The following is a 26,215-nucleotide window of genomic DNA, read 5'->3' as shown; positions in this document are numbered from 1 at the left end:
ACACTAGAGAACGATGGTTCTCAGCGCAAGTGGCGCGACGTGAACAGGAGATGACGATGCTCGATGACGCGAGCGCACGCACGGCGGTGGTGGCCGCCGCCGACCGGCTGTTCTACGCCCGCGGCGTCCAGTCCGTGGGGATGGACGCGGTCCGTGCCGAGGCCGGGGTGTCGCTCAAGCGCATCTACTCGCTGTTCCCGTCCAAGGACGACCTCGTGGTCGCCGTGCTGCGGCACCGCACCGAGCAGTGGGACGCGGGGATCACCCGCGCGGCGGCCGGCGCGACCACACCACGCGACCGGCTGCTCGCCGTGTTCGGCTTCCTCGACGCGTGGTTCCGCGAGGAAGGATTCCGCGGGTGCGCGTTCATCAACTCGTTCGGCGAGCTCGGCGCGACGTCGCCCGCCGTCGCCGCGGCCGTGCGCGAGCACAAGGAGTCGTTCCAGCGGTACGCCCGTGACGTCGTGCGCGAGGCGGGGCTGCCCGACGACGTCGCGCTCCAGGTCGTGCTGCTCGCCGAGGGAGCGCAGACGACGGCGGCCATCACGCAGGACGTCGACGTCGCGCGCCAGGCGCGCCGAGCGGCCGAGGCCATCCTCGACGCGGCAGTCCCGGCGACGGCCTGAGCCTGGGGCGCCTGGACCCTGGCCTCGGCGCCTTGCAGTTCACGAGGGGGGATGTGGGAGCGATTCCACGACACGCCGAGAGAGCGCTCGCTCACAAGCCCGACACCCCGTAGGTTCGCGGGCGGAGGGCCGAGGAGCGGCCCCCGCCCCGGTGCAGGGTCGCGCCGAGAGCACGTCGCGCACCGTGGCGAGACGCAGGCGGCAGCCGCCGCCGGACCTGGAGGATCGATGGACCTCGCACGTCAGCGTTCACCCCGTCCCACGCCCCTGCGGGGCGCCCGCCCACGACCCGGCCGGCCGCGACGCCGTCGGGCACCGCGCGTCGGCGAGACCGCGCGCCGCGTCGTCGCGGTCGCGGTCACGGCGCTCACCGTGAGCGCCGCGGCGCTCGTCGCGGCCCCCGCCGCGACCGCTGCGCCGGGTGACGTCATCTGGTCGGACGAGTTCGACGGCGCCGCGGGCTCGGCCCCGAGCTCCGCCCGCTGGAACCACGAGACGGGCGCCGGAGGGTGGGGCAACGCCGAGCTCCAGAACTACACGACGTCGCGCGCGAACTCGGCGCTCGACGGACAGGGCCACCTCGTCATCACCGCGCGCCGCGAGGCCGACGGGTCCTACACCTCCGCCCGCATGACGACGCAGGGGAAGTTCCAGCCGCAGTACGGGCGCGTGGAGGCGCGCATCCAGATCCCGCGCGGCCAGGGGATCTGGCCGGCGTTCTGGATGCTCGGCGGCAACCTGCCGGGGGTCGGCTGGCCGGCGTCGGGCGAGATCGACGTCATGGAGAACGTCGGCTTCGAGCCGCACCGCGTGCACGGCACGGTGCACGGACCGGGGTACTCGGGCGGCGCCGGCATCACGGGCATGTACCAGCACCCGCAGGGCTGGTCGTTCGCCGACGACTTCCACACCTTCGCGGTCGACTGGAAGCCGGGCGAGATCACGTGGTTCGTGGACGGCCAGCAGTTCCACCGCGTCACGCGCGCGAGCGTCGGCGCGAACGCGTGGGTGTTCGACCAGCCGTTCTTCCTCATCCTCAACGTCGCGGTCGGCGGGCAGTGGCCCGGGTACCCCGACGGCACGACCTCGTTCCCCCAGCAGATGAAGGTGGACTACGTCCGGGTCTACGACAACGGCTCGGGAACCTCCAACCCGAACCCCGGTGGCAGCCTCCCGACCGGGACCGGGACGATCCGGATCACGAACGGGTACTGCCTCGACGTCCCGTGGGGCCAGACGCACGACGGCAACCGCGTGCAGATCGTCCCGTGCAACGGCAACGTCGCCCAGTCCTGGACGCGGGGGAGCGACGGGACCATCAGGGCGCTCGGCAAGTGCCTCGACGTGAGCGGCAGCGGCACGGCGAACGGGACGGCGGTCCAGCTCTGGACGTGCAACGGCACGAACGCGCAGAAGTGGACCTACGACGCGGGGGCGAGGACGCTGCGCAACCCGCAGGCGGGGAAGTGCCTCGACGCCGAGGGCGGCAACCCGCTCTACGAGGGCCAGCGGTTCGTGATCTGGGACTGCCACGGCTCGACCAACCAGCAGTGGACCTTCTGACGTCCTGCCCGCTCGCCTGACGGCCCGCGTCGAGCGCTGCACGTGCGCACGAAGGGTGCACCCCGGGGTGCCTCACTCGTGCGTACGTGCACCGCTCGGCGGGTCGCTGGCGTCCGTGGTGTCGGCGGTGGTCGTGGGTCGCGGGCCGAGGCGGCTCGCGACCATCGGGAGCACGATCACCGACAGCACGCCCGCGCCGACGAGCGCCGCGCCCACGCGCGACGTCATCGCCTCCTGCTCGACCGCGATCTCCGTGAGGGCGACGAGCAGCGGCAGCGCGGTCGCGGCGTAGAGCGCGGTCTGGACGCGCTCGACCGTGGGCAGCTCGCGCCGGAACCACAGCAGCACCGGCCCGCCCCGCACGACCACCATGAGCGCGAAGAACGTCAGCGGCAGCAGCGGCGACGCGACGATGGAGTCGATGTCCAGGCCCATGCCGGAGCTGACGAAGAACACCGGAACGAACACGCCCCACGCGACCGCGTCGAGCTTCTTCTCCAGCGCCTCGACGTCGCCGGGCGCCCAGCGGCGCAGCACCATGCCGCCGACGAACGCGCCCAGCACCGCGTCGAACCCGAGCCCCGCGGCGAGCGCGAGCAGCGCGACGAGCAGCAGCACGGTGAGGCGCAGGGTGCTCTGGCCCGTCCCGTGCTCGGCCGCGCTGAAGAGGCGGTCGCCGCCGAGCGCCTTGAGGCGCCCCAGCCGGCCCGGGAGCGCGGACAGCGCGATCGCGACGACGGCGAACAGGACCAGCAGGATCGCCGCGACCCCGCTCTCGCGCGTCCCGAGCAGCACCGCCATCGCGACGATCGGTCCCAGCTCGCCCACCGCCCCGACCACGAGCACGGTGCGCCCGAGCCGCGACCCGAGCTGACCGCCGTCGCGCAGGATCGGGAGCACGACGCCCAGCGCGGTGGTCGTGAGCGCGATCGCCCCGGCCGCGACCGCGTGCGGGGAGTCGTGGCCGACGACGGCGAGGACGAGGGCCGCCCCGACGACGAGCGACGTCAGCCACGCCGCCCCGGCGCGTTTCCCGACGCGCTCGCGCAGGAGGTTCGGCTCGAGCTCGTACCCGGCGAGGAGGAACAGGAACCCCATGCCGAGGTCGGACAGGAGCGTGACGTCGGCGGGCGTCGCGAGGCCGAGCGCGGACGGGCCGATGAGGATGCCGCCGAGCAGGAGCACGACCACCTGCGGCACGCGCGACCGCGCCGGCATGAGCCCTGCGAGCAGCGGCGCCAGCAGCGCGACGACGAACACCGGGACGAGCGGGGCGTAGACGTTCACGGGCGGTTCTCCGGGTGTCGGCGGGCGGCGGGTCCCAGGATCCCGCAGCGCCGCAGGTCGCGCGCGGCGGAGGCCCGCGGCGTCGTCCGCCGGGGTTGACGGTCCGTCGCGGCCCGGCCTACGGTCGGCCCAGCCGCGGGTCCCGCGGCACCTGGATCGGCAGACAGGACCACTGAGCCGGCGCACCGTGGCGCCGGAGCCGCGCCCCGGTGAGCGACGAGCCACCAGGAGGCACCATGACCAGCACCCGCACCTGGGTCCGCGACCCGCTCGGCGTCTTCACCGCCGACGACGCCCCGGACGCGCCGGACGCGCGCGGCGGGGTCGTCGTCGAGGACGGGGTGATCGCCGAGGTCGTCTCGGCGGGAGCGCAGCCGTCGGCGCCGGTCGACGAGACGTTCGACGCGTCGCAGCACGTGCTCACGCCCGGCCTGATCAACACGCACCACCACTTCTACCAGACGCTCACGCGCGCCTGGGGGCCGGTCGCCGACGCCCCGCTCTTCCCCTGGCTGCAGCGCCTGTACCCGGTGTGGGCGCGGCTCACGCCGCGCGACCACGAGCTCGCGACGACCGTCGCGCTCGCCGAGCTGCTGCTCTCCGGCTGCACGACGGCGGCCGACCACCACTACGTCTTCCCGGCCGGCCTGGACGACGCGATCGACCTGCAGGTCGCCGCCGTCAAGCGGCTCGGGATGCGCGCGACCCTCACGCGCGGGTCCATGACGCTCGGTCAGGACGACGGCGGCCTGCCGCCGCAGTCGGTCGTGCAGAGCCTGGACGTGATCCTCGCCGACTCGCAGCGCCTCGTGGAGAGCCACCACGAGCGCGGCGCCGGGGCGCAGGTCCAGATCGCGCTCGCGCCGTGCTCGCCGTTCTCCGTGACGACCGACGCGATGCGCGAGAGCGCGGCGCTCGCGGAGGACCTCGACGTCCGCCTGCACACGCACCTCGCCGAGACGATCGACGAGGAGGACTTCTGCCGCGAGCGGTTCGGGCTGCGCACGGTCGACTACCTCGAGTCGGTCGGCTGGCTCACGGACCGCGCGTGGCTGGGCCACGGCATCCACTTCGACGACGACGAGGTGCGTCGCCTCGGGGCCGCGGGGACCGGCGTCGCGCACTGCCCGACGTCGAACATGCGCCTCGCGTCCGGGATCGCGCGGGCCGTGGAGCTCGAGGACGCGGGCGCGCCCGTCGGGCTCGGGGTGGACGGCTCGGCGTCGAACGACGCCTCGACGATGATCCTGGAGGCGCGCCAGGCGCTCTACCTCCAGCGACTCAGGTACGGGGCCGACATCCCCGTGACGCGCGCGCTCGGCTGGGGCACGCGGGGCTCCGCACGCGTCCTGGGCCGGGACGACGTCGGCGTGCTCGCCGTCGGCAAGCAGGCCGACCTCGCGCTGTGGCGCCTCGACGAGCTGCGCTTCTCCGGCTCCCACGACCCGGTCGCCGCGCTCCTGCTGTGCGGCGCCGACCGCGCGGACCGCGTCATGGTGGGCGGCGAGTGGCGCGTCGTCGACGGCGCGATCCCGGACCTCGACCTCGGCGCCCTGGTCGCCGAGCACTCGGCCGCAGCCCGCCGCCTCGTCGCGGGCTGACGCCCTCGCGAGCTGTCAGCACGTGGTCGCGCTCCAGGACGACGAGGTGCTGACAGCTCGCGGGGGTGTTCGCGCTGGCCACGTGCGAGTTGCCGGAGGGGACTTGACACACGTCACACTCGGCGTTCGAATAGTGGAAGTAGTTTTCCGCCAAGCGGAACGATAGCTGACGAGGAGGTCCGCTATGAACGCGCGAGCCACGAGGGCCACGGACGGCGCAGAACGTCGTCCGGTACGCCCCGAGGACGAGCGGCTGCCCATCGGGTCGACGTTCGGGTACGGGTTCCAGCACGTGCTCACGATGTACGGCGGCATCATCGCCCCACCGCTCATCGTGGGCGGCGCCGCCGGGCTGACCGGGGCCGAGATCGGGACGCTCGTCGCGGCGTCCCTCTTCATGGGCGGCCTCGCGACGATCCTGCAGACGCTCGGCATCCCGTTCTTCGGCTCGCAGCTCCCGCTCGTGCAGGGCGTGTCGTTCGCGGGCGTGTCGACGATGGTCGCGATCGTCAACGGCGGGGGAGGGATCCCCGGGGTGCTGGGCGCGGTGCTCGTCGCGTCGGCGGTCGGCCTGCTCATCACGCCGTTCTTCGCGCAGATCATCCGGTTCTTCCCCCCGGTCGTCACGGGCGTCGTCATCACGACGATCGGGCTGACCCTCATGCCCGTCGCGGCCAACTGGGCGATGGGCGGCAACGCGAGCGCGCCCGACTACGGCTCGGTGAGCAACATCGGCCTCGCCGCGCTGACGTTCGCGATCGTCATCCTGCTGTCGAAGGTGGGCAGCGGCACGATCTCGCGCCTGTCCATCCTCATCGCGATCGTCGTCGGCACCCTCATCGCCCTCGCGCTGGGCAAGGCGGACTTCTCCGGCGTCGGCGACGGCCCGGTCGCCGCCTTCCCGTCGTTCCTCGGCTTCGGCGCCCCGACGTTCGAGATCGCCGCGATCATCTCGATGCTCATCGTCATCCTCGTGACCCTCACCGAGACGACGGCGGACATCATCGCCGTGGGCGAGATCGTCGGCACGAAGGTGGACCGCAAGCGCATCGCGAACGGTCTGCGCGCCGACATGGCGTCGTCCGTCGTCTCGCCGTTCTTCGGCTCGTTCACGCAGTCGGCGTTCGCGCAGAACGTCGGGCTCGTGGCCATCACGGGCGTGAAGTCGCGGTTCGTCGTCGCGGCGGGCGGCGCGATCCTCGTGGTCCTCGGCCTCCTCCCGGTCCTGGGCCGCGTCGTGGCCGCGGTCCCGACGCCGGTCCTCGGCGGTGCGGGCGTCGTGCTGTTCGGCTCGGTGGCCGCCTCGGGTATCCGCACGCTCGCGAAGGTCGACTACTCCCGGCCGATGAACCTCATCATCGTGGCGGCGTCGATCTCGTTCGGCATGATCCCCATCGCCAAGCCCGACTTCTACGACCAGTTCCCCACGTGGTTCGGCATCATCTTCCACTCGGGCATCAGCTCCGCCGCGGTCATGGCGATCCTGCTCAACCTGCTGTTCAACCACGTCAAGCTCGGCAACCCGCCCGACCCGTCCGTGTTCGCCGCGGGCGCGGAGCACGGTGCGAGCGCGGTGGACGAGGACGACCTCGACGACCTCGAGGACGACGGCGTCATCAACGGCTCGACCCGTCGGCCCGCGGCCACCGACACGGTCCCGCCGGCGGAGCCCGCGGCGAACCCCGCGCCCGTCGCGGGCGAGCAGCAGGTCGACGGGGCGCCCTCCCCGGCGCCCGAGGCGGCGCCCGCGGGTGGTGCCGCCGACGGCGAGAGCACGACTCCCCGGCAGCACGCGGTCGCCCCGCTCCCGCGGACCGCGACCCCGTAGACGCACCTGCCGAGCAGGCACAGCGTCGTGCCCGACGCCGCCCCGCACCCGAGCGACCCCCTCGCGCCGGGTGCGGGGCGCCGTCGTGCCCGGCGTGTTTGGTTCGAGGGTGCGCGATCCTGCAGCGAGGTGGCTCAGCGCATCGACGGCATCTGTGTGTGGTCGAACCGGAGCCGGTGCTGCGTCGACTCGGAGCATGCCCAGTAGGGACCCGCTGGGGACGGTGTCAGCGTCAGGGTGCCGGGGCTGTCCGGGCGGCAGTATGGACAGAAGCTGCTCGGAACGTCCGAGCGGACGACCCTTCCGTTCGGGTCGCGTTCGAGCAGCCCGAGCCCGAGCGGAAGACAGTGGAACTTGTTGGCGCGGAGGTCAGCATGAGCACGGACGGCGAGGAACGCGACAGCAAGGAGGCCCAGGCCGACGACGACCAGAGTCATCGACAAGACCGGAACGTCGAACCTTGTGCCGAGGAGCGTGGTTCCGATCCCCAGGGCGCCGGCGACGATTGACAGCAGGTCCGGTGGGAGCAGGAGGGACCGGACAGTTCCGCGCTCGTAGTCGATCGGGACACGAGTGTCCCACTCGGCTCCCGTCTTGACCGTGACATCGCGCCCGGCGCTGACCCCGCCGCCGATGTTGACGCCAGGGCCGTCGTTGCTCTGGCAGATCCGTGCATGTCGGACTGTCGGACTGCCGCATCGGGAACAGAATCGCGCATCGTCAGCGATCGGTGTACCGCAGCTGCACGGCACAGCAGGCTCTGTCATGGTTTTCCCCCTGGTGTTCGCGAGTGCCAACGGAACGGTCAAGCTCATCGGACACGGTAGGGCGGGGGTCCGACACCCGACCCGAGCGGGTGGAACACCGCGTGCACGGACGTGCGCCGACGACGGTGCACAATGAACGGATGACCTACCGCGTCCTGAGGCTCATCCTGTCGCTGCTCGCCTACGTGCTGCTGCGACCACAGGTGACCGGACGCAACAACATCCCGCGCAACGGGGCGGTCATCCTCGCGAGCAACCACCTGTCGTTCATCGACTCGATCCTCATCCCGATCGTCGCGCCGCGGCACGTCACGTTCCTCGCCAAGGCCGAGTACTTCACGGGCCGCGGGCTCAAGGGCCGGCTCTCGCGCTGGTTCTTCACGACGATCGGCATGATCCCCGTCCAGCGCGACGACCCGCGCGCCGGGCAGCGCTCGCTCGAGGACGCGCTCGAGGTGCTGCAGCGCGGCGGCGCGTTCGGCATCTACCCCGAGGGCACGCGCTCGCGCGACGGCAAGCTGCACGCCGGCCGCACCGGTGTCGCCTGGCTGGCGCTCGCGGGGCACGCCCCGGTCGTCCCCGTCGCCGTGCGCGGCACGGACAAGGTGCAGCCGATCGGCAAGCGGATCCCGCGCCTGCACCGCGTCGAGGTGCACTTCGGCAAGCCCATCGACCCGCAGCGCCAGATCACGGCGGGCACCAAGCCCGCGCAGGCACGGCGCGAGCTCACGGACGAGGTCATGGCGTCGATCCACCGCATGAGCGGCCAGGACCTCGCGGCCTGACGCTCAGAGCGAGCTCAGCCCGAACGCCGTCGCGAAGCCCAGCACGGTCACCAGGCCCGTGACCGGGCCGCCGAACTCCGTGGCCTCCGGGATCATCGTGTCGACGAGCATGGTGAGCAGCGCCCCCGCGGCGAACGCCTGCGTGACCGCCACGACCGCGGGCGACGCGCCGTCGAGCGCGACGTAGCCGATCCCGGCCGCGAGCGCCGAGACCAGGGTCGTCGACCCCCACAGCACCCAGAGCCGTGACGGCTTCGTGCCCGCCTTGAGCAGCCCCGACGTCGCGGACATCGCCTCGGGCAGGTTCGAGACGAACACGGCGGCGAGCATCGCGACGCTGACCCCGCCGCCCCCGATGAGGGTCGCGCCGAGCACGACCGACTCGGGGATCCCGTCGAGCACCGTGCCGAGCGCGATCGCCGCGCCGCCCGTGCCGCCCGCCGCCTGGACGGACTCCGCCTGCACGCCGGTGGACCGCTTGCGGCCCTCGCCGCCCATCCGGTCGATGATGCGGTCGCCGACGAAGAACGTCAGCGCGCCGCCCGCGAGGCCCGCGAGCAGCACGAGCCCGCTCGCGTGCGTGGACGCGTCCTCCACGAGGTCGTACGCGACCGCGCTGATGAGGACGCCCGAGCCGAACGCCATGATGAGCCCGACGAGCCGCTGGCCCGGCGGTCGCCAGAAGACCAGCGCCGCGCCGAGGAGCAGCGACGACGCGCCGACGAGGCCCCACCAGAAGCCGACCATGCGCCCATTGGACCAGCGGCCGGGCGCGACCGCGCGGGGACGGGCGGTCGGCTCGTGCGGTTCCCCCGGCCGGGGGAGGCGCGCCCTGCCCGGTCCCGGGAGACTGGGGCCATGACGCCCGACGACGCCCGCCCGACCCGTGCGGCGACCGCACCGGGGCGGGGCGGATGGGGACGGGTCGTCGCACCGTTGCGCAGCGCGACCACCGTCCGGGCGGGCGTCTACCTCGTGGTCGGCGGAGTGGTCGCGGGCGCGTACGTGACGCTGGTCGCCGGGTTCGTGCAGATGTTCGCCTCGCTGCAGACGCCGCGCGTCGCGATCCTCGTCCTGGCGCTCGTCTCCGCGGTCCTCGTGAGCACGCCGCCGTTCCTGGCCACGGTGCGCTCGCTGGAGATCGCGGCGGTCCGGACGTTCCTCGACGTCGACGTGCCGCTGCCCGCACCGGGGGCACCGGCAACCGGTGCGGCCACGCGCTGGCGCGCCGCGGCCTGGTACGGGCTGCACCTCACGCTCGGTGCCGCGGTGCTCGTCGTGGTGCTGTTCCTCGTCCCGGTCGCGACGCAGCTCGTCCTCTCCGCGACGGGCGTGGAGCCGGTCCTCCTCACCGACTGGCGGCCGTGGGAGGCGCTGCCCGCATGGACGTGGCTGGTCACCGCGGTGCTCGCGCTGCTCGCCGTCCCGTACGCCGTCGCGCTCGCGCGCGCGGTGCTGCGGCAGGCGGCGCTCCCGCTCCTCGGCCCCGACCAGACGGAGCGCATCGCGGAGCTCGAGGCGGCGGCCGACCGCGACGCCGAGCGGGGCCGGCTCGCGCGCGAGCTGCACGACTCGGTCGGCCACGCGCTGACCGTCACGACCCTGCAGGCCGCCGCGGCCGCCCGTCTCCTCGACCGCGACCCGGTCGCCGCGCGTGCCGCGCTCGCCGCGATCGAGGAGACGGGGCGCACCGCCATGGCGGACCTCGACCACGTGCTCGGCCTGCTCCGCGCGGACGTCGCCGCGGCCACGGGCGACGGCTCGCGCGCGCCCGTGCGAAGCCCGGCGCGCACGCTCGCCGACCTCGACGCCCTGCTCGACGACGCGCGCCGCACCGGGGCGGACGTGCGGCGCACGGGCGGTGACGCGCGGGCCGACGTCCCGCGCGCCGTCTCGCAGGAGGCGTACCGCGTCGTGCAGGAGGCGCTCACGAACGCGCTCCGGCACGCCCCGGGCGAGCCGGTCGCCGTCGGCGTGGCGGGGGGTCCCGGCGGCGCGCTGGTCGTCGAGGTGCGCAACCCGCTGGGTCCGGGTGCACCGCGCCGGGCCGCCGAGGACCCCGAGCGCGAGCGCCGTGGTCTCGCGGGGATGCGGGAGCGGGCCCACCTGCTGCGCGGGGAGGTCTCGGCGGGTCCCGCGCCCGACGGCGGCGCGTGGGTCGTGCGCGCGACGTTCCCCCTGGCAGGATCGGGCGGATGACCGACGGGACGACGCGCGTGGTGCTCGTGGACGACGAGCCCCTGGTGCGCGCGGGGTTGCGCGTCATCCTCGGCGCGGAGCCGGACCTCGAGGTCGTCGGCGAGGCGGGGGACGGCGCGGAGGTGCCGGGCGTCGTCGCGCGGGCGCGACCCGACGTCGTGCTCATGGACGTGCGCATGCCGCGCGTCGACGGGATCGCGGCGACGCGGGCGCTCCTCGCGCGCGACGACGCGCCGCGCGTGCTGGTCCTCACGACGTTCGAGAACGACGACCACGTGCTCGACGCGCTGCGCGCGGGCGCGCACGGTTTCCTGCTCAAGCGCGCGCGGCCCGAGGAGGTCGCGCAGGCCGTGCGGGTCGTCGCGCGGGGCGAGTCGCTCCTGTTCCCCGACGCGGTGCGGCGCCTCGCGACGGCCCGCCCGCCCGCGGGCGACGAGCTGCGCGCCGCGCAGCTCACCGAGCGCGAGGGCGAGGTGCTGCGGCTCGTCGCGCAGGGGCTGTCGAACGCGGAGATCGCGGGCGAGCTCTACCTCGGCGTCGAGACGGTGCGCACCCACGTCGGCAACGTCCTCGCGAAGCTCGGGGTGCGCGACCGCACGCAGGCCGTCGTGCGCGCCTACGAGTCGGGCTTCGTCCGGGTGGGCTGACCGGCCGCGAGCGTTCCCCCGCACGGGGGAGCGACGTCGTCGCCGCGGGTGATCCGTCGCGGCCCGCCGGGCGCGAGGGTCGAGTCATGAGCACACGAACCCCGCCCCCGTCCTCCGTCACCACGCCGTCGGGCCCGCGCACGGTCGTCGTCGGGTCCCTCGCCGGTGCGCCGCCCGGTCCTGGGGCGCACGCGGCCCGCGGGCGGTGGATCGCCCCGACAGCCGCCGCGTGGTGGGCGGTCGGGGGCGTCGCGGCCCTCGTCGTCACCCTGACCGGCGGCACGCTCGCGGTGGGTGACGCGAACGACCTGTCGTTCGGTGCCCTGAGCGGGGTCGCGGGCTCGACGCTCACGCCCTGGGTCGCGGTCCTCGCGCTCGTCGGCGCGGCGACCGCGCTGCGGGCGTGGCTCGGGGCCCGGCACGGCACCGTCGGCCGGGCCGACCGCGCGCTGACGGTCGCGGCCACCGCGGTCGTCTCGGCCGGGGTCCTCGCGCTCACCGACGCGTCGATCCTGGCGCGGCTCGGGTACCTGCCGGTCACGCTCGTCATGGCGCCGTTCGACCCGGTGATCCGGGCGGCGTTCCAGGACTTCCTCGGCGCGGGCCCGCTGACGCAGCTCGCGCTCCTGGCCGGCGCGGCGCTGCTCGTCGCCTCGACGTGGCGGTTCGTGCGCCGGGGGGTCGGTGCGTGCGCGTCGTGCGGACGGCGGCACGACGGCCACGACCCGGCCTGGACGACGCCCGCGGCCGCGGCGCGCTGGGGCCGGACGGCCGCGCTCGTCGCCGCCGCGATCCCGACGTTCTACGCGGTGACGCGTATCGCCTGGGTCCTCGGCATCCCGCTCGGCTTCTCGGCGGAGAACGTCGCCGACCTCGCCGGGGAGGACGGCCTGGTCGCGGCGCTCGGGCTCGGCGGCTTCGCGCTCGTCGGCGCCGTGCTCACCCTCGGCCTGTTCCAGCGCTGGGGCGAGGTCTTCCCCCGGTGGATGGTCGGGCTCGCGGGCCGCAGGGTCCCGGTCGGGCTGGCGGTCGTCCCCGCGACGATCGTGGCGGTCGCCGTGCTCCCCGCGGGGCTCTCGCTCATCGTCATCGGGCTCGGCGAGAGCCGGCTGGCGCTCACCGCGGACTCGTGGGGCGCCGTCGGCCCGACGTTCCTGTGGCCGCTGTGGTCCCTCGCCCTCGGCGCGGCCACCTACGCCTACTGGCTCCGCCGCCGCGGCACCTGCCGCGCCTGCGGCCGCGGGTAGCGCCGACCCCCGCACGTCGCTCGCCGTCGAGCACGACACCGCACGCGGTCGAGCACGACATGAGGGTCGCTATCCGACGGTTGACGGCCCTCATGTCGTGCTCGGCGGCTACTGGGGCTCGACCGGGCCGTCCTGGCCGGCGACGAGGTCGCCGCAGCTCGTTGCCTGCGCCGTGGTGACGACCGGGTCGTCCGGGGCCGCGTCCTGCGCGACCGTCTCCTCCTCGCCGTTCGTGGCGGTCTTCGCGCCCGCGTCGAGGTCGACGAAGGTGCGGGACACGGTGAAGGACGCGCCGTCGTCGGACACGGCGTTCAGGCCCGCGAGGTGCAGCTCGCCGTCGACCTCGGTGCAGCCGACGCCCGTGCCGAACCCGGTGAACCCCTTGTCGAACGTGTACTGCTCGCCCTGGGCGTTCTGCGTCGGGGTCACCGCGCAGTCGGCGGCGGAGAACAGCAGGACCTCGCGCCCGGTGTCGACGAGCGCGATCGGGGCCGTCGCGTCGCCCGCAGCGACGAGCTGGGCGATCGCGCTCGCCGCGACGGGGCTCGCGGACTCGATCGGCGCGGAGAACGTCGCGCCCGACGCCGTCGTGATCCCGAACGCGCGGTCCGCGCCGCCGGTCAGCCACGCGGTGTCCGGGCGGCCGTCGCCGTCCACGTCGACGATCTCGTGCGTGCCCGCCCCCGCCGGGACGCCGTCGCCCGCCGCGGGGCACCCCTCGGCGGCGGGCGTCGACGTGTCGTCGCTCGGCGTGCCCGGGTCCGTCGGCGACGGGTTCGGGGACTCCGTCGCGGTCGGGGTCTCCGCCGCGGGCGCGTCCTGCGTCGGGCGGTTGACGAGCCACACGACCAGGGCGATCACCAGCACCGCCACGATAGTGAGCACGATCCACGGCCAGGTCCGCCGCGGCTGCTCGGGTTCGGGCTCGGGCGTGGGGAAGGGCAGCTCCGGCGTCGTCATCCCCTCAGGCAATCACCCGCGAGGACGCGCAGCATCCCGGCGCGCCGGGCGGCCCGGCGCGCGAGGACTCGTCGGCGCGTCCTAGCGGCCCAGAGCCCGGGCGAGGGCGCGGGTGAGGGCGTCGCCGTCGGGGCCGTGCGCCGTCGGGACGCCGCGCACCTCGCCGGGCAGGCTGCCGGGTGCGGGCAGCGGCGAGCCGTGGGCGAGGACCTGCTGCGCGGGCGTGAGCTCGCGGATCGCGACGGCCGCGACGTGGTCGGGGTGCCGGCGCGCGGCGCGCGCGTAGATGTCCGGGTCGTGCTGGCCGTCGTCGCCCACGAGCAGCCAGTCGACGTCGGGCAGCTCCCGGAAGAGGCGGTCGAGCGACGTGTCCTTGTGCTCCGGGCCGCTGCGGAACCAGCCGGTGTTCGTCGGGCCCCAGTCCGTGAGCAGGAGCGGGCCGGGCGGGAACCCGTGGCGCTGCAGGAACCGGCGCAGGTTCGCGGCCGTGTTCCAGGCGCCCGTGGACAGGTAGACGAACGGGGTGCCGGGGCGCTCGGTCGCGATCCCGCGGTAGAGGGCCGCCATGCCCGGCACGGGCACGCGCGCGCTCGAGTGCCGGACGAACGTGTTCCACGCGGCGATGAGGGGGCGCGGGACGGCGGTCACCATCGCGGTGTCGTCGATGTCGGACACGACGCCGAGCCGGCGCCCGTCGGCCACGACGAACACGCGGCCCGTCGCGACCGCGCCCGAGGACGGGCGGAACGTGACGTCGTGCCAGCCGGGGGCGAGCGCGACGTCGATCGTCGCGTCGAGGTAGCCGCTGCGGTCGGAGACGAGGTCGACGGTCGCGTCGCCGACGTGCACGCGGACCTCCTCGCGCGGGGCGGGCGCGGTGAAGAAGTAGCGCCAGCCGCGCCGGTCGGCGGACTCGCGCTCGTGCAGCGCGGGGTCGAACGCGGGGCTCGCGAGGAGCACGCGCGCCAGCACGCGCACGCGCCGCGGGGTGCCGTACCCCGCGAACGGCTCGACGCGGGGGCGCCACCCGCGCGCCTTCTGGAAGCGGGAGACGACGGCGCGCCACCGGTCCTCGATCCGCGCCGCCCGGTGGGGTCGCTGGGTCACGGCGTGCTCGGTCGGGGTCGAGGTCATGGGGGCGCGGCGGTCTCCGGTCGACGTCGGGGGCTGGTCCCCACTGTGTCACACCCCGGTGACGTCGCACCGTCGGGACGCAGGCGCGTCCCGCGCGTCGGGCACCGATGAGATCCGGGCGCGGCCACGGTCCACCCCGACGTCCGACGAGCCTCGACAGGAGCACCCCATGACCGAGACGCCCGCCCCGACCGTCGACCACGGCGACCTGCTCGCCGCCTACAGCACGCCCGAGGCGCCACGGGTGCCGTGGTCAGCCGTCCGGGAGGCGCTCGAGCGTGCGGGGGTGTCGTGGGTGTCGACGGTGCGGCCCGACGGGCGGCCCCACGTCACGCCCCTGCTCACCGTGACGGCCGACGGCGCTCTGTTCTTCTGCACGGGGCGCGACGAGCGCAAGGCGCGCAACCTCGCGGCGAACCCGCACGTCGTCCTCACGACCGGGGCCAACCGGTACGAGGAGGGCATGGACGTCGTGGTGGAGGGCGACGCGGTGCGCGTCACCGACGACGCGACGCTGCACCGCCTCGCGGAGCGGTGGCGCTGCAAGTACGACTGGCACTTCGAGGTCCGCGACGGCGCGTTCTGGGACACGGCGGGCGGCGGCGGGGAGGCGTACGTGTTCGCCGTGCGGCCGGACGTCGTCTTCGCGTACGCGCGCGGGGCCGAGCACACGGCGATGCGGTGGCGGTTCGGCGACGGCGCGCCGTCGACCGGCCTGGGCGCGGCGCGCGCACCGCAGCCCGCCCCGTGAGGCGGGCTGCGGCGTCGATCGGGTGCGGACGGACGTCAGTTGCGCGTGATGGTGAAGGTCGACGTCGTGTTCTCGATGTCCCGGAAGTTGCCCGAGAACGTGAGGTTGGTGAACGTCGCCGTGCCGACCGCCGGGCCCTGGCCCGCCTCCGGCATCGGGTTGGCCCAGATGCCGTAGCCCGACTTGGCGTCGTACCGGTCACCGCTCTTCTTCGCCCCCGTGATGGTGACGTTGGTGAAGGTCGGGTTCTGGAACGTGTTCTGCGGCTGCCCGCCGACGTAGTTCGTCTGGAACATGATCCCGGAGTACGTCGGGTCGATGACGTCGAGGTTGTTCACCTGGATGTTCCCGAACGACTTGGACGCCGAGAACATCCACACGGCCCCGAACACCTGGTCGCCCCAGAAGTGCCCGCCGGAGCGCACCACGGTGAGCCCGTCGAACACGGTGGGCGCCGGGCCGAAGCCCTCCATCGGGTACCCGAAGTCGAGCGAGCTGATCGTGACGCCCGAGTAGACGAGGGTGTCCGCGATGTAGATGTTGCGGAACGTGTTGTCCTGGCCGCCGTAGACCGCGAGGCCTGCCGCACGCCACGTGTTGGTCGACGTGAGGTTCTCGAACACGTTGCCGCGCTGCCCGCTGCCGCCGTTGTCGGTGGCCGCGAAGAGCGCGAACGAGTCGTCGCCCGTGCCGCGCGCCTGGTTGTTGTGCACGTGGTTGTTCGCGCTGCCGTTGGTCATGTTGATCGCGTCCGCGAACGTGTTGCGGATGCGGGAGTTCGTGACCTCCGAGTCGTCCATGTTGGACGCCCAGAACATGCAGATCATGTGCTCGACCCAGATGTTGTCGATCGTCATGTCCTTCACGTTGGCGAAGTCGAAGACCTTGCCCGGGCCGTCGATGCGCGACGTGTAGTTCCCGAAGTACGCGAAGTCGCGGAACGTGGAGCCGTTCGCGCTCGCCTCGGCACGGAAGCCGACGTCGGTGTTCTCCTGGCCCTGCGGCGCGAAGAACCGCGTGAACCACGGCCCGGCACCGACGACGTCGACGCCCTTGCCGTAGACCTGGAACTTGCTCGACGTCTGGTAGTCGCCGGCTGGCAGGTAGACGCCCTTGAGCGTGCCCGTCGTGTCCATCCGGACCTTGTCGAGCGCCGCCTGGACGTCCTGGTGCGTGAAGCCGGCGGGCTGCGTGTACTGCGCCGGGTTCGGGTTCGCCTGCGGCGTCGCGAGCTCGAGGTCGACGAAGTCGATCGCGTACTGGCTCGTGTTGCTCGCCGTCTTCTGGAGGCGGATCGTCGAGCCCGCCGGGACGGTCGTGCCGAGCAGCGTGCTCGCCTCGTCGTAGACGTGCCGTGGCGCGCCCTGGCCCGGCTGGTTGCCCGGGTTGGTCTCGTTGCCGTAGAGCCACGCGTAGCGCGAGGTGAGGTCGATGTTCTTGAGGAACTGCCCGTCGACGTAGATCGCGAGGGTCGCGGTCGTCCCGCCGCCGCCCGCCGAGTCGGGGATGGAGAAGCGGGTCAGCAGGGTGTTCGTCGGGGCCTTGGTGGTCCACTCGACGTACGCGCCGGTCTGGTTGAGCGTCACCGCGCGCCGGCCGGAGGCCTCGCCCGCGAGGTCGCCGACGACGCGGTTGGGCGCCAGCACGGTCGCGCCGCCGCCCGTGACGCCGTCCTCGGCCTCGTAGGTGTCGAACGGCAGGTTGGCGCCGCGCCCGACGAAGAGCGGTCGGGTGGCGGTGTTGTTGGCCTGCTTCGCGGCGACCTCGGTCGAGTCCGGCGCGGCGACGACCTTGACGTCGTAGTTGCCGTTCGCGGCGGTCCACGGGCCGAGGTCGACGCTCGCGCTGCTCGCGCCCGCGGCGATCGCTCCGCTCGCGGAGCCCGTGAGGGTGCGCACGACGGCGCCGGTCGCCTTGTTCGTCACGGTCACGGTCAGGCCGTGCGCGGCCGTCGACGTCGCGACGTTGCCCTGGTTCGCGATCGTCGCCGAGAACGTCACCGTGCCGCCCGCGGACGGGTTGCTGGGCGACCACGTGAGCGTCGGGACGAGGTCCGAGCTCGGGACGGCGGTGACGACGAGCGGGGTCGGGTTCGCGTACGCGTTGTTGCCCTCGTTCTGCTCGGCGACCGTGCCGCCCGCGTCGGCGACCGCGCCGATCGCGTAGCTCGCGGCGGGACGGGCGCCGACGTCGGCCGTGACGGTCACCTGGGCGCCGGCCGCGAGGCCGCCGACCGGCTTGGTCGCGACGGTCTGGCCGTTCAGCGTGAACGCGACGTCCGTCGCGGCGGACGCCTGCGTACCGATGTTCTTCACGACCGCCGACAGCGTGATCGCCTGCGACTCGAGCGGCGAGGCGGGCGTCGCGGTGACGCTCGTGACGACGAGGTCCGGGTTGGGCGCGGCGGTGCCGAACACCTGGAGCTCGGCGACCTGGCCGTTGCCGGAGCCGGTGTTGCCGGTGAAGCGCAGGCGCACGTCCTTGGCCGTGCCCGTGACGGGGACCGTCACGGTGTTCCCCGTGCTCGGCGAGAACGCGTAGCCCGCCGACGGCCTGAGCGTCTGCCACGCACCGGTCGCGGTCGCGCGGCCCTGGACCTCGAAGGTCTGGGTGCGCGGGCCCCACACGGAGGCGGGCGGGAGCTTGACGACGACGTCCGTGAGCTGCGCGGCGGCGTCGAGCGAGACCGTGAGCGTGCTCGGGTACTGGCCGCCCGCGCCCTCCCAGTAGGTCGAGGTGCTGTCGTCGTTCGCGTTCTTCGCCACGAACTGCCACTCGGTCGACGACGCCTCGATCGGCTTGTTCAGCGCGAGGTTGGTGCCGGTCGGAGGCTCCGGGTCGCCGGGGCCGCCCGGGTCGGTGCCGCCGGCCGTGCCGCGCACCTCGAGCTCGGAGAGCTGGCCCGCGGGCCAACCCGTGTTCGCGGTGATCTGCACGCGCACGTAGCGGGCGGACGTGTCCGGCACGTCGATCGTCACGGTGTTCCCCGACGCGGGGTCGAACGCGTACGCCTGCGACGCCTTGATCGTGGAGAAGGTCGAGCCGTCGGTGCTGGACTGCACGCTGAGGGTCTGGTTGCGCGTCTCCCAGCCCGTCGGGAGCTTGAGCACGAGGTCCTCGACCGTGGCGGCCGCGCCGAGGTCGACCTGCGCCCACTGCGGGAACGTGTTGTTGGTCGACTCCCAGTAGGTGCCCTGGTTGCCGTCGGTGAGGTTGCCGGACAGGTACGGCGAGTTGTTGCTGCTCGCCGCCGTCGGCTTGCCGGCGGACAGCACGGTGGGCGCCGCCGTCGCGGTGGTCGTCAGGCCGAGCGGGACGAGCAGGGCCGTCGCCGCCGCGGTCGCGGCGAGCAGGCGGAGCCGGCGCTGCGGCGCCCCGGCGGGTGTGCGGTTCGACGTGCTGGGTCGATGTCTCATCGATGTCCTCGATCTCCCGTCGTCGTCGACGGGCGTCAGGCCGCGCCGAGCGCGACCCCGCGCCGGACCGGACGCCCGGGTCGGAGGACGGGCCACGGCGCACGTCCGGCCGGGGGCCGGCTGGCTCGGGTCAGTACCTTCGAGAATTGCGGTACCGCTGTGCCGCACCGCACAACGGAGTGTTGATTTCTTGCGTCAACACGCAAGAACGCTACTGCCGGGTGAAGGACACGTCAAGAGATGTCGCAAGCACCCGATGCGCCCGGTTCGTCGCCGTCTGTCGAGACAGGGCCCTGGCCTGCGAGGTACAGCCGAGGTCCGACCGAGGCTCTACCTCGGTGGACCACGGGTCTACGTCGGTGGACCGGGGGCACGCCGGGGGAGTCAGTGGCGAGGGTCGCGGATCGCCGCGGTGAAGAGCTGCCAGCCGGTGTCGGTGTGGGAGACGGAGAAGAGATAGGGGCGGTCGACGCGGAAGCTGAGCGGGACGATCTCCGCCTCCGACGACATCGCCAGCGCGCCGATCTCCGTCACGGCCGCCGCGACGGTGCCTTCGGCGTCGACCTGGAGCATCGCCTGCTGCTTCGCCTGCGACACGAACAGGTCCTCGTTGCTGATGCCCCTGAGGTCCGGTGGGTCGACGGGGTCGAACAACCCGCCCAGCCCGGCGGCGGTGAGCGCGGGGAGCAGGTCCGTCGCGCGCTCGACCGGGATGTCGAGGGTCGGCATCGTCAGCGCCACCCGCTGCGGCGTCGCTGCGTCGAGCGCCACGCGCAGCGCGGTCGTGCGTGCCGGCGTGATCGTCGCAGGGTCGGTCCCCTCCGGAGGCAGGACGACGTCCGCGTGGAACCCGTCGACGTAGGGGAGGCGCACGCCGCGCCAGCCGTCGTGCTCGGCGTACGCCCACGACTCGGTGAGCGACAGCGACTCGACGTCCACCTGCTCGGCGGTCGAGAGCCGGAACGGTGCCGGCCGGGTCTCGCCCTCGTCGAACGGCGCCTCCCACCGCGCCGCGAAGAGCACCGCGTTCTGCAGCACGAGGCGGAGGTCGACGTCCGGTTCGACCGCGCTCTTCTCGATGAGCCCGCCCGTGTGGAACCGGACCCAGTCGCTCAGCGGGGCGATGCCCGACGCCGTCCCGAGGTCCCCCGTGTGCAGGACCCCGGCGCCGTAGCCGGTCGCGAGCGCCTCGAGGTAGGTGTCGTGGACCTGTGCCTGGTCGTCGAGCACGACCTGGTTCGCGACGTGCACGAGCGGGGTCTTCGGCAGCTCGTCCTTCTGCACGAGGGCGGGGTCGCCGTCGTAGTCCTGGAGCGCGGCGAGCAGGGCGTTGACGGCGTCGGTCCGGTCCTGCCCGCTCGCGCCGAGCGCGGCGTCGAGCGAAGCGGCGGTCTCGCCGCGCGCGCCCTCCGCGAGCATGGACAGGGCGACGACGGTGCTCGCCGGCGAGACGACGACGTTGCCCTCGCGCGGGGCCGCACCGAGCATCGTCAGGCCGAGCGTCTCGGTCGCGCCGACCACGTCGGGCGTGGCGTCCGCGTCGGAGACCGTCACGACGTGACGTGCCGCATCGGCGGTCGCGAGGGGCAGATCGGGCCCGGCAGGGACGCCGGTCGCGCACGCGGTGACCAGCCCGACGGCGGCTGCCGCCGCCGCGACGGCGGCGCCGGTCCGGACTCTGCTCGTCTGCGGAGCCATGGTGCTCTCGCCGTCCTCTCGTCAGTGGCGGGGGTCGCGGATCGCGGCGGTGAACAGCGGCCACCCCGTGTCCGTGTGCGACACGGAGAACACGTACGGCCGGTCGACGCGCAGCTCGACGACGTCCTCGATCATGGGCGCGGACTCGACGCCGACGACGACCTCCGTCACCGCCGCCGCGACGGTGCCGTCCTCGTCCACGCGCAGCACGGCCTGCTGCCACGCCTGCGTCACCTTCAGACCCGACTCGTCGCTGATGCCGGTCAGGTCGGGCGTCTCCAGCAGGTCGCCGAGCCCGGCTGCAGCGAGCGCGGGCTTCAGGTCGAGCGGTGCCTCGGCGTCGACGTCGAGCGTCGGGAGGGTGAGCGCGACGCTGCGGCGCGAGGTGGCGTCGAGCGCCGCGCGCAGGGCAGCGCTCGTCTCCGGCGTGAGCGTCGCCGGGTCGACACCGTCCGGCGGGAGCACGACGTCGGCGTGGAAGCCTTCGGTGTACGGGAGCCGGACGGCCTGCCACCCGTCCACCTCGGCGTACCGCCAGTCGTGCTCCTGGTGCATCGCCTCGGCGTCGACGTCGGCCCCGTCCGCCAGGACGAACGGGCTCGGGCGCGTCGCCTGCTCCTCGAACGGCGACGACCAGCGCGCCGCGAGCAGCGCGGCGTTCTGGAGCGCGAGGCGGGAGTCGGTGTCGGGCTCGACGGCGGACTCCTCGATCAGCCCGCCCGTGTGGTGCCGGACCCACCGGCCCAGCGGCTCCAGGCCTGCCTCCGAGCCGAGGTCGGTCTCGAGCACCCCCGCGTCGTACCCGGCGGCGAGCGCTTCGAGGTAGGTGTCGTGGACCTGGGCCTGGTCGTCGAGCACGACCTGGTTCGCGACGTGCACGAGCGGGGTCTTCGGGAGCTCGTCCTTCTGCACGAGGGCGGGGTCGCCGTCGTAGTCCTGGAGCGCGGCGAGCAGGGCGTTGACGGCGTCGGTCCGGTCCTGCCCGCTCGCGCCGAGCGCGGCGTCGAGCGACGCGGCGGTCTCGCCGCGCGCGCCCTCCGCGAGCATCGAGAGGGCGACGACGGCGCTCGCCGGCGACACGACGACGTTGCCCTCGCGCGGGGCCGCGTCGAGCATGGTCAGGCCGAGCCGCTCGGTCGCCTCGACGACGGAGGCCGTCGCGGGAGCGTCGGCGACGGTCACGACCCGGCGCTCCACGTCCGCGGTCGTGACCGCGGGCGGCTCGCTCGACGGCGTCGCGCACGCCCCGAGCACCAGGGTCGCGACGGCCACGACCCCGGTCAGAGCGGTCTTGCGCCGCCTGCCGGGCCGATGTGTCGTCCAGGTCGTCATGCCGCCCCCTCGTGGAACTGCCATGGCGCACGCGCCACGCTCACGACCTGACTATGTCGCACGGCGGGCCAGGCTTGCGCACAGGTAGGGCCCCGGGGACGTCCGTCAGTCTCCGGCGGGACCGAAGCGCTCGGTCTTGACCCGCGCCGGGTCGTGGCCGAGCGCGACGAGCTGGCGGGCGACGGCCTCGACGAACCCCGTCGGCCCGCACACGAAGCACGCGGGCTCGATCTCGGCGGGCCAGCCCCACGCCGCGAGGTCGCGTCGTTCGAGGCGACCCGGCCCGCGCATCGATCCCAGCGGCACCGAGCGCGTGTAGACGACCTGGACGTCGAGCCCGTCGTGCGCGGCGGCGAGCCGGTCGAGGTCCGCGACGTACAGCCGGTCCTCGGGGCGGCGGACGGAGTACACGAGCCGGAACGGGGTCCGGTCGCCCGCGTCGCGGCGCGTGCGGAGCATCGCCATGAGAGGGACGAGCCCCGACCCGCCCGCGGAGAGCAGGACGGGCGTCCCGCCGTCGCGCTCGGGCGACCACACGAACCAGCCGCCGACCGGCCCGCGCAGCTCGATCGCGTCGCCCACCGCGAACACGTCGGTGAGGTAGGTCGAGACCTCCCCGCCGGGGACGCGCTGCACGGTGACCTCGACGCGCGCGGGGGAGCCGGCGTCGGGCAGGGACGCGCGCGTCGCCGTGCTGCCGATCGAGTAGCTGCGCTCGGCGGTGTAGCCGTCGGGCGCGGTGAGGCGCAGGTCGACGTGCTGACCCGCCAGGTGCCCGGGCCAGGCGGGGACCTCGAGGACGAGCGTCCGTGCGGACGGGCTCTCCGCCCACGCGTCGACGAGCGTCGCGATCTGCCAGCGCGACGGCGTCGCGTACCGGGCACCGAGGCGGACGGGCGCCTCGGTCATCGCGCGACCGCGATCGTCCCGCGGGCGCTAGTCACCCTGGTACCTCTGCTCGCGCCACGGGTCGCCGAGGTCGTGGTAGCCCAGGCGCTCCCAGAAGCCCTGCCGGTCCATGGGCATGAGCGTGATGCTGTTGACCCACTTGGCCGACTTCCAGAAGTACAGGTGCGGCACGAGCAGCCGCGCCGGGCCGCCGTGCACGGGGTGCAGCGGGGCGCCGTCGAACGTGTGCACGACCCACGCCTTGCCGCCCAGCAGCTCGGCGACGGGAAGGTTCGTCGTGTACCCGCCGTAGCAGCCGATCATCGCGAAGTCGGCGGTCGACTCGACGTCGGCGAGGAGAGTGTCGAGCGAGACGCCGCGCCACGACGTCCCGAACTTCGACCACCGGGTGACGCAGTGGATGTCGACGGTCGGCTCGTCCTGGGGGAGCGCCATGAGGTCCGACCACGACCACGCGTGCGTCGTGCCGGTCTCGGTCGTGACGTCGAGCCGCCAGGTCGCGGTGTCGACGCGCGGTGTGGGCCCCGCCGAGAGCACGGGGAACCCGGTCTCGACGTACTGGCCCGGCGGGAGCGCCACGCCCTGCGGGCGCGGCCGGCCGTGAAAGCCGGGGGTGAGCGTGCTCATGGCACACGGTAGGCGCGGTGCCCGACGGCGCGCCAGGGCTCAGGCGTCGGCGTCGTCCTCCGGGGGCGCCGCGACGAGGCGCACGACGCCGTCGCGCAGCCAGGCGCGGTACCGCTCGCCCGACCAGCCGGCGCCCGCGACGAAGTGCGTCCAGCCCTCGGGTGCGAGGAGGTAGGACAGCGACTCGGCCGCCTCGTCCCGCGGTGCCCGGGGGCGGAACCCGTGCGCGGCGAGCACGTCGACGCTCGCGCGCAGGTCTGCGCGGCGGCGTTCGAGGAGCGCGTCGAGCTCTGCGGTGACGGCGTCGTCGGAGCGCGCCGCCGAGGTGAAGGCGGACCACAGGCCGGCGACGCGCTCGTTCGCCGCCGCGACGAGCGCGACGAGGCCGTCGAGGAACTCCTCGGGGTCGGTGGTGCCGGCCACCGAGCGTCCCTCGGGCCGCTCGCCCAGGGACTCCTGGCCCTCCGACCCGGCGAACGTGAGCTCGAACGCGGCGAGCAGCAGGGCGCGCTTGGGGCCGTGCGCCTTCACCGTCTCGAGCGAGACGCCTGCGCGCGCGGCGACGCGCGCGAGCGTCGTGCGCTCGTAGCCGTGCTCGGTCAGCTCGTGCGCGGCGGCGCGCACGACCCGTTCGCGCGTGCGCGCGGCCTGCTCGGTGCGGAGGTCGGACGTATAGGCACGAGGCACCACTATTGACTACCCCTTGAAGGTGATGAATACTCCTGACGGTTGATCGATCTTCTCACACGCCGTCTCCCCACCGGCGTCCCTCGCGCAGACGGCCCGGTCCTGCGCCTTCCCGTCCGACCGGCGCGACGCGCGCCGCCACGAGAGAGGCCCCACCGATGGCCACCGTCCTGCTCTGCTCCACCCCGGTGCACGCCCACGTCACCCCGCTGCTCGCCGTCACCCGAGCGCTCGTCGCCCGCGGGCACGACGTCCGGTTCCTCACCGGCGCCCGGTTCGGCGCCGCCGTCGAGGCCGCCGGCGCCGAGCACGTCCCGCTCCCGGCCGCGGCCGACTTCGACGACCGCGACCTCGCCGCCGCGTTCCCCGGCCGCGCGGGGCGCACCGGGCTCGACGCGATCCGCCACGACATGCTCGAGATCTTCGTGACGCCCGGCGCGGCGCAGCACCGGGCGGTGCTCGCGTCCCTCGCCGAGCGCCCGGCGGACGTCGTGCTCGTCGAGCCCCTGTTCCTCGGCGCGATGCCGCTCGTCTCGGTGCCCGCCGACCGTCGACCACCGGTGCTCGCGCTCGGGATCTTCCCGCTCGGGCTGAAGAGCGACCACACCGCGCCGTTCGGCCTCGGGGTGCTGCCCGCGCGGGGCCCCCTCGGTGTCCTGCGCAACCGTGCGCTCCACGCCTTCGTCGAGCGGGTCGCGTTCGCCGCCCCGCAGCGCGCGGCGCAGGACATGGTCCGAGCGGCGGGCGGGGAGCCGAGCGGCACGTTCTTCCTCGGCTGGCCCGCCGACGCCGACGCCGTCGTGCAGCTCACCGTCCCCGAGCTCGAGTACCCCCGGCCCGACGTCGCGGCCCCCGTCCGGTTCGTCGGCCCGCCGCGCCCGGCGGCGGGGAACGGCGACCTCCCCGCGTGGTGGGGCGACCTCGACACCCGCCGGCCGGTCGTGCACGTCACGCAGGGGACCGTCGCGAACGAGGACCCGACCCAGCTCCTCGTCCCCACGCTGCGCGCGCTCGCGGGCGAGGACGTGCTGGTCGTCGCGGCGACCGGCGGACGGCCCGTCGGGTCGCTCGGGCCGCTCCCGGCGAACGCGCGCGCGGCCGAGTACCTCCCGTACGACGCGCTGCTCCCGCGCACCTCGGTCCTCGTCACGAACGGCGGCTACGGCGGGGTGCACCACGCGCTGCGGCACGGCGTCCCCGTGGTCGTCGCGGGCAAGACCGAGGACAAGGCGGAGGTCGCCGCACGCGTCGCGTGGACCGGCGCGGGCGTGCGGCTGCGGACGAGCACCCCGCGCCCCGGCCAGGTCCGACGCGCGGTGCGGCGCCTGCTCGCCGACCCGTCGTACGCCCGCGCGAGCCAGCGCCTCGGCGAGCACATCGCCGCCTCGCCGGGCGAGGCCGGCGTGGCCGACGTCGTCGAGGAGGTCGTCGCCGCCCGCGAGGCGTCGCGCGCCGTCCGCTGACCCGGAGGCAGGATCGGGGGATGCCCAGCGACCTGCTCATGCGCATCCACGGCCCCGAGTTCCGCGCCATGTCCGAGAGGGTGCTGCGGGCCACCGAGCTCACCTCCCGGCTCAACGTCCTGCCGTTCGACGACGAGGACGGCCGGGCGCGGCTGCTCGCGCAGATCCTCGGCCGCCCGCTGCCCCCGAGCGTGACGATCTACCCGCCGTTCTTCACCGACCACGGGCTGAACCTCGACCTGGGGGAGCGGGTCTTCGTCAACCAGAACTGCACGTTCCTCGACTACGCCGGCATCCGGCTGGCCGAGCGCGTCATGGTCGCGCCGAAGGTCACGTTCGTCACCGTCGGGCACCCGGTCGACACCGACGACCGCAAGGTCTGGCTCACCGGCGGGCCCATCGACGTGCACGAGAACGTGTGGATCGGCGCCGGGGCGACGATCCTGCCCGGCGTGACCATCGGCCGCGACGCGGTCGTCGCAGCCGGCGCGGTCGTGGCGGACGACGTCCCGGCGCGCAGCCTCGTGACCGGCACCAAGGCGTCCGTGCGCCGCACCTGGTGATTCGCGCTCCGGCTCGGCACTCGGGCTGTCGGTCGTGCTGGAGCCTGTGCTTGCTCCGCTGCGCTCCGGCTCGGCACGCGGGCTGTCGGTCGTGCTGGAGCCTGCGCTTGCTTCGCTGCGCTCCG

Annotated in this window: 22 protein-coding genes; 11 read left to right on the top strand and 11 right to left on the bottom strand. The window is 74.1% G+C overall.

Annotated elements, in window-relative coordinates; all coding sequences use genetic code 11:
- Nucleotides 1-50 precede the first annotated feature (50 nt).
- Nucleotides 51-626, top strand: a complete 576-nt coding sequence (locus ACZ402_RS13145) for a TetR/AcrR family transcriptional regulator (protein ID WP_375823367.1) — start codon at nt 51-53, stop codon at nt 624-626.
- 228 nt (nt 627-854) lie between these two features.
- Complete coding sequence (locus ACZ402_RS13140; protein ID WP_375823368.1) at nt 855-2,189, top strand: ricin-type beta-trefoil lectin domain protein; 1,335 nt, start codon at nt 855-857, stop codon at nt 2,187-2,189.
- 72 nt (nt 2,190-2,261) lie between these two features.
- On the opposite strand, the gene ACZ402_RS13135 is transcribed toward ACZ402_RS13140, so the two are convergent.
- Nucleotides 2,262-3,476, bottom strand: a complete 1,215-nt coding sequence (locus tag ACZ402_RS13135) for a cation:proton antiporter (RefSeq protein ID WP_375823369.1) — start codon at nt 3,474-3,476, stop codon at nt 2,262-2,264.
- 236 nt (nt 3,477-3,712) lie between these two features.
- Here ACZ402_RS13135 and ACZ402_RS13130 point away from each other — a divergent pair, with 236 nt between their 5' ends.
- Nucleotides 3,713-5,077 carry an 8-oxoguanine deaminase gene (locus ACZ402_RS13130; protein ID WP_375823370.1) on the top strand — a complete coding sequence of 455 codons (1,365 nt, stop codon included), beginning with the start codon at nt 3,713-3,715 and terminating at the stop codon, nt 5,075-5,077.
- 184 nt (nt 5,078-5,261) lie between these two features.
- A complete protein-coding gene (locus ACZ402_RS13125; RefSeq protein ID WP_375823371.1) occupies nt 5,262-6,905 on the top strand; it encodes a nucleobase:cation symporter-2 family protein in 1,644 nt (547 codons plus the stop codon).
- Between the two features lie 134 nt (nt 6,906-7,039).
- Here ACZ402_RS13125 and ACZ402_RS13120 read toward each other — a convergent pair whose 3' ends face one another.
- Nucleotides 7,040-7,720, bottom strand: coding sequence for a zinc-ribbon domain-containing protein (locus tag ACZ402_RS13120; RefSeq protein WP_465272264.1), 681 nt, complete (start codon nt 7,718-7,720; stop codon nt 7,040-7,042).
- A gap of 92 nt (nt 7,721-7,812) precedes the next feature.
- Here ACZ402_RS13120 and ACZ402_RS13115 point away from each other — a divergent pair, with 92 nt between their 5' ends.
- Nucleotides 7,813-8,457 (top strand): lysophospholipid acyltransferase family protein, encoded by a 645-nt coding sequence (locus ACZ402_RS13115; RefSeq protein ID WP_047230993.1) that lies wholly within the window; start codon nt 7,813-7,815, stop codon nt 8,455-8,457.
- 3 nt (nt 8,458-8,460) lie between these two features.
- Here ACZ402_RS13115 and ACZ402_RS13110 read toward each other — a convergent pair whose 3' ends face one another.
- On the bottom strand, nt 8,461-9,204 hold the full coding sequence (locus ACZ402_RS13110) for a ZIP family metal transporter (protein ID WP_375823372.1): 744 nt from the start codon (nt 9,202-9,204) through the stop codon (nt 8,461-8,463).
- Between the two features lie 111 nt (nt 9,205-9,315).
- Between ACZ402_RS13110 and ACZ402_RS13105 the strand changes: the two genes are divergently transcribed.
- From ACZ402_RS13105 to ACZ402_RS13095, 3 genes are all read left to right on the top strand, one after another.
- On the top strand, nt 9,316-10,656 hold the full coding sequence (locus ACZ402_RS13105) for a sensor histidine kinase (protein WP_375823373.1): 1,341 nt from the start codon (nt 9,316-9,318) through the stop codon (nt 10,654-10,656).
- Complete coding sequence (locus ACZ402_RS13100) at nt 10,653-11,303, top strand: response regulator (protein WP_375823374.1); 651 nt, start codon at nt 10,653-10,655, stop codon at nt 11,301-11,303. Before ACZ402_RS13105 ends, ACZ402_RS13100 begins: the two co-directional genes overlap by 4 nt.
- Nucleotides 11,304-11,389: 86 nt before the next feature.
- Nucleotides 11,390-12,550, top strand: coding sequence for a hypothetical protein (locus tag ACZ402_RS13095; RefSeq protein WP_375823375.1), 1,161 nt, complete (start codon nt 11,390-11,392; stop codon nt 12,548-12,550).
- Nucleotides 12,551-12,658: 108 nt separating this feature from the next.
- Here the strand turns inward: ACZ402_RS13095 and ACZ402_RS13090 are convergent, their stop codons facing one another.
- Complete coding sequence (locus ACZ402_RS13090) at nt 12,659-13,510, bottom strand: hypothetical protein (protein WP_375823376.1); 852 nt, start codon at nt 13,508-13,510, stop codon at nt 12,659-12,661.
- Between the two features lie 81 nt (nt 13,511-13,591).
- On the bottom strand, nt 13,592-14,617 hold the full coding sequence (locus ACZ402_RS13085) for an App1 family protein (protein WP_375823377.1): 1,026 nt from the start codon (nt 14,615-14,617) through the stop codon (nt 13,592-13,594).
- Between the two features lie 196 nt (nt 14,618-14,813).
- On the opposite strand from ACZ402_RS13085, the gene ACZ402_RS13080 reads away from it, so the two are divergent.
- Nucleotides 14,814-15,395 (top strand): pyridoxamine 5'-phosphate oxidase family protein, encoded by a 582-nt coding sequence (locus tag ACZ402_RS13080; RefSeq protein ID WP_375823378.1) that lies wholly within the window; start codon nt 14,814-14,816, stop codon nt 15,393-15,395.
- A gap of 35 nt (nt 15,396-15,430) precedes the next feature.
- Here ACZ402_RS13080 and ACZ402_RS13075 read toward each other — a convergent pair whose 3' ends face one another.
- From ACZ402_RS13075 to ACZ402_RS13050, 6 genes are all read right to left on the bottom strand, one after another.
- The gene (locus ACZ402_RS13075) at nt 15,431-18,811 is read right to left on the bottom strand and encodes a discoidin domain-containing protein (protein WP_375823379.1); all 3,381 of its coding nucleotides are present in this window, start codon (nt 18,809-18,811) and stop codon (nt 15,431-15,433) included.
- 384 nt (nt 18,812-19,195) lie between these two features.
- Nucleotides 19,196-20,509 carry a serpin family protein gene (locus ACZ402_RS13070; RefSeq protein WP_375823380.1) on the bottom strand — a complete coding sequence of 438 codons (1,314 nt, stop codon included), beginning with the start codon at nt 20,507-20,509 and terminating at the stop codon, nt 19,196-19,198.
- Between the two features lie 21 nt (nt 20,510-20,530).
- Nucleotides 20,531-21,841, bottom strand: coding sequence for a serpin family protein (locus ACZ402_RS13065; RefSeq protein ID WP_375823381.1), 1,311 nt, complete (start codon nt 21,839-21,841; stop codon nt 20,531-20,533).
- 105 nt (nt 21,842-21,946) lie between these two features.
- Entirely contained in the window at nt 21,947-22,750 is an 804-nt protein-coding gene (locus ACZ402_RS13060) for a ferredoxin reductase (RefSeq protein ID WP_375823382.1), read from the bottom strand.
- Between the two features lie 27 nt (nt 22,751-22,777).
- A complete protein-coding gene (locus tag ACZ402_RS13055; RefSeq protein ID WP_087470305.1) occupies nt 22,778-23,377 on the bottom strand; it encodes a sulfite oxidase-like oxidoreductase in 600 nt (199 codons plus the stop codon).
- A gap of 39 nt (nt 23,378-23,416) precedes the next feature.
- Nucleotides 23,417-24,064: a TetR/AcrR family transcriptional regulator gene (locus ACZ402_RS13050; protein ID WP_375823383.1), complete on the bottom strand. Its 648-nt coding sequence runs from the start codon at nt 24,062-24,064 to the stop codon at nt 23,417-23,419.
- Between the two features lie 158 nt (nt 24,065-24,222).
- Here ACZ402_RS13050 and ACZ402_RS13045 point away from each other — a divergent pair, with 158 nt between their 5' ends.
- Nucleotides 24,223-25,527, top strand: a complete 1,305-nt coding sequence (locus ACZ402_RS13045) for a glycosyltransferase (RefSeq protein WP_375823384.1) — start codon at nt 24,223-24,225, stop codon at nt 25,525-25,527.
- Between the two features lie 20 nt (nt 25,528-25,547).
- Nucleotides 25,548-26,090 carry a DapH/DapD/GlmU-related protein gene (locus ACZ402_RS13040; RefSeq protein ID WP_375823385.1) on the top strand — a complete coding sequence of 181 codons (543 nt, stop codon included), beginning with the start codon at nt 25,548-25,550 and terminating at the stop codon, nt 26,088-26,090.
- Nucleotides 26,091-26,215: the final 125 nt, after the last annotated feature.

The organism is Cellulosimicrobium sp. NPDC030954 (genome assembly GCF_055571305.1).
Note: the sequence above shows the minus strand (reverse complement) of the source record. Positions and strands in the feature narration are given on the sequence as shown.

Excerpts from the sequence above, each read along its gene's own strand:
- ACZ402_RS13145 (WP_375823367.1), top strand. The coding sequence starts at position 51 with ATGACGATGCTCGATGACGCGAGCGCACGCACGGCGGTGGTGGCCGCC.
- ACZ402_RS13140 (WP_375823368.1), top strand. The coding sequence starts at position 855 with ATGGACCTCGCACGTCAGCGTTCACCCCGTCCCACGCCCCTGCGGGGC.
- ACZ402_RS13130 (WP_375823370.1), top strand. The coding sequence starts at position 3,713 with ATGACCAGCACCCGCACCTGGGTCCGCGACCCGCTCGGCGTCTTCACC.
- ACZ402_RS13125 (WP_375823371.1), top strand. The coding sequence starts at position 5,262 with ATGAACGCGCGAGCCACGAGGGCCACGGACGGCGCAGAACGTCGTCCG.
- ACZ402_RS13120 (WP_465272264.1), bottom strand. The coding sequence starts at position 7,720 with ATGAGCTTGACCGTTCCGTTGGCACTCGCGAACACCAGGGGGAAAACC.
- ACZ402_RS13115 (WP_047230993.1), top strand. The coding sequence starts at position 7,813 with ATGACCTACCGCGTCCTGAGGCTCATCCTGTCGCTGCTCGCCTACGTG.
- ACZ402_RS13110 (WP_375823372.1), bottom strand. The coding sequence starts at position 9,204 with ATGGTCGGCTTCTGGTGGGGCCTCGTCGGCGCGTCGTCGCTGCTCCTC.
- ACZ402_RS13105 (WP_375823373.1), top strand. The coding sequence starts at position 9,316 with ATGACGCCCGACGACGCCCGCCCGACCCGTGCGGCGACCGCACCGGGG.
- ACZ402_RS13100 (WP_375823374.1), top strand. The coding sequence starts at position 10,653 with ATGACCGACGGGACGACGCGCGTGGTGCTCGTGGACGACGAGCCCCTG.
- ACZ402_RS13095 (WP_375823375.1), top strand. The coding sequence starts at position 11,390 with ATGAGCACACGAACCCCGCCCCCGTCCTCCGTCACCACGCCGTCGGGC.
- ACZ402_RS13090 (WP_375823376.1), bottom strand. The coding sequence starts at position 13,510 with ATGACGACGCCGGAGCTGCCCTTCCCCACGCCCGAGCCCGAACCCGAG.
- ACZ402_RS13080 (WP_375823378.1), top strand. The coding sequence starts at position 14,814 with ATGACCGAGACGCCCGCCCCGACCGTCGACCACGGCGACCTGCTCGCC.
- ACZ402_RS13075 (WP_375823379.1), bottom strand. The coding sequence starts at position 18,811 with ATGAGACATCGACCCAGCACGTCGAACCGCACACCCGCCGGGGCGCCG.
- ACZ402_RS13070 (WP_375823380.1), bottom strand. The coding sequence starts at position 20,509 with ATGGCTCCGCAGACGAGCAGAGTCCGGACCGGCGCCGCCGTCGCGGCG.
- ACZ402_RS13065 (WP_375823381.1), bottom strand. The coding sequence starts at position 21,841 with ATGACGACCTGGACGACACATCGGCCCGGCAGGCGGCGCAAGACCGCT.
- ACZ402_RS13060 (WP_375823382.1), bottom strand. The coding sequence starts at position 22,750 with ATGACCGAGGCGCCCGTCCGCCTCGGTGCCCGGTACGCGACGCCGTCG.
- ACZ402_RS13055 (WP_087470305.1), bottom strand. The coding sequence starts at position 23,377 with ATGAGCACGCTCACCCCCGGCTTTCACGGCCGGCCGCGCCCGCAGGGC.
- ACZ402_RS13045 (WP_375823384.1), top strand. The coding sequence starts at position 24,223 with ATGGCCACCGTCCTGCTCTGCTCCACCCCGGTGCACGCCCACGTCACC.
- ACZ402_RS13040 (WP_375823385.1), top strand. The coding sequence starts at position 25,548 with ATGCCCAGCGACCTGCTCATGCGCATCCACGGCCCCGAGTTCCGCGCC.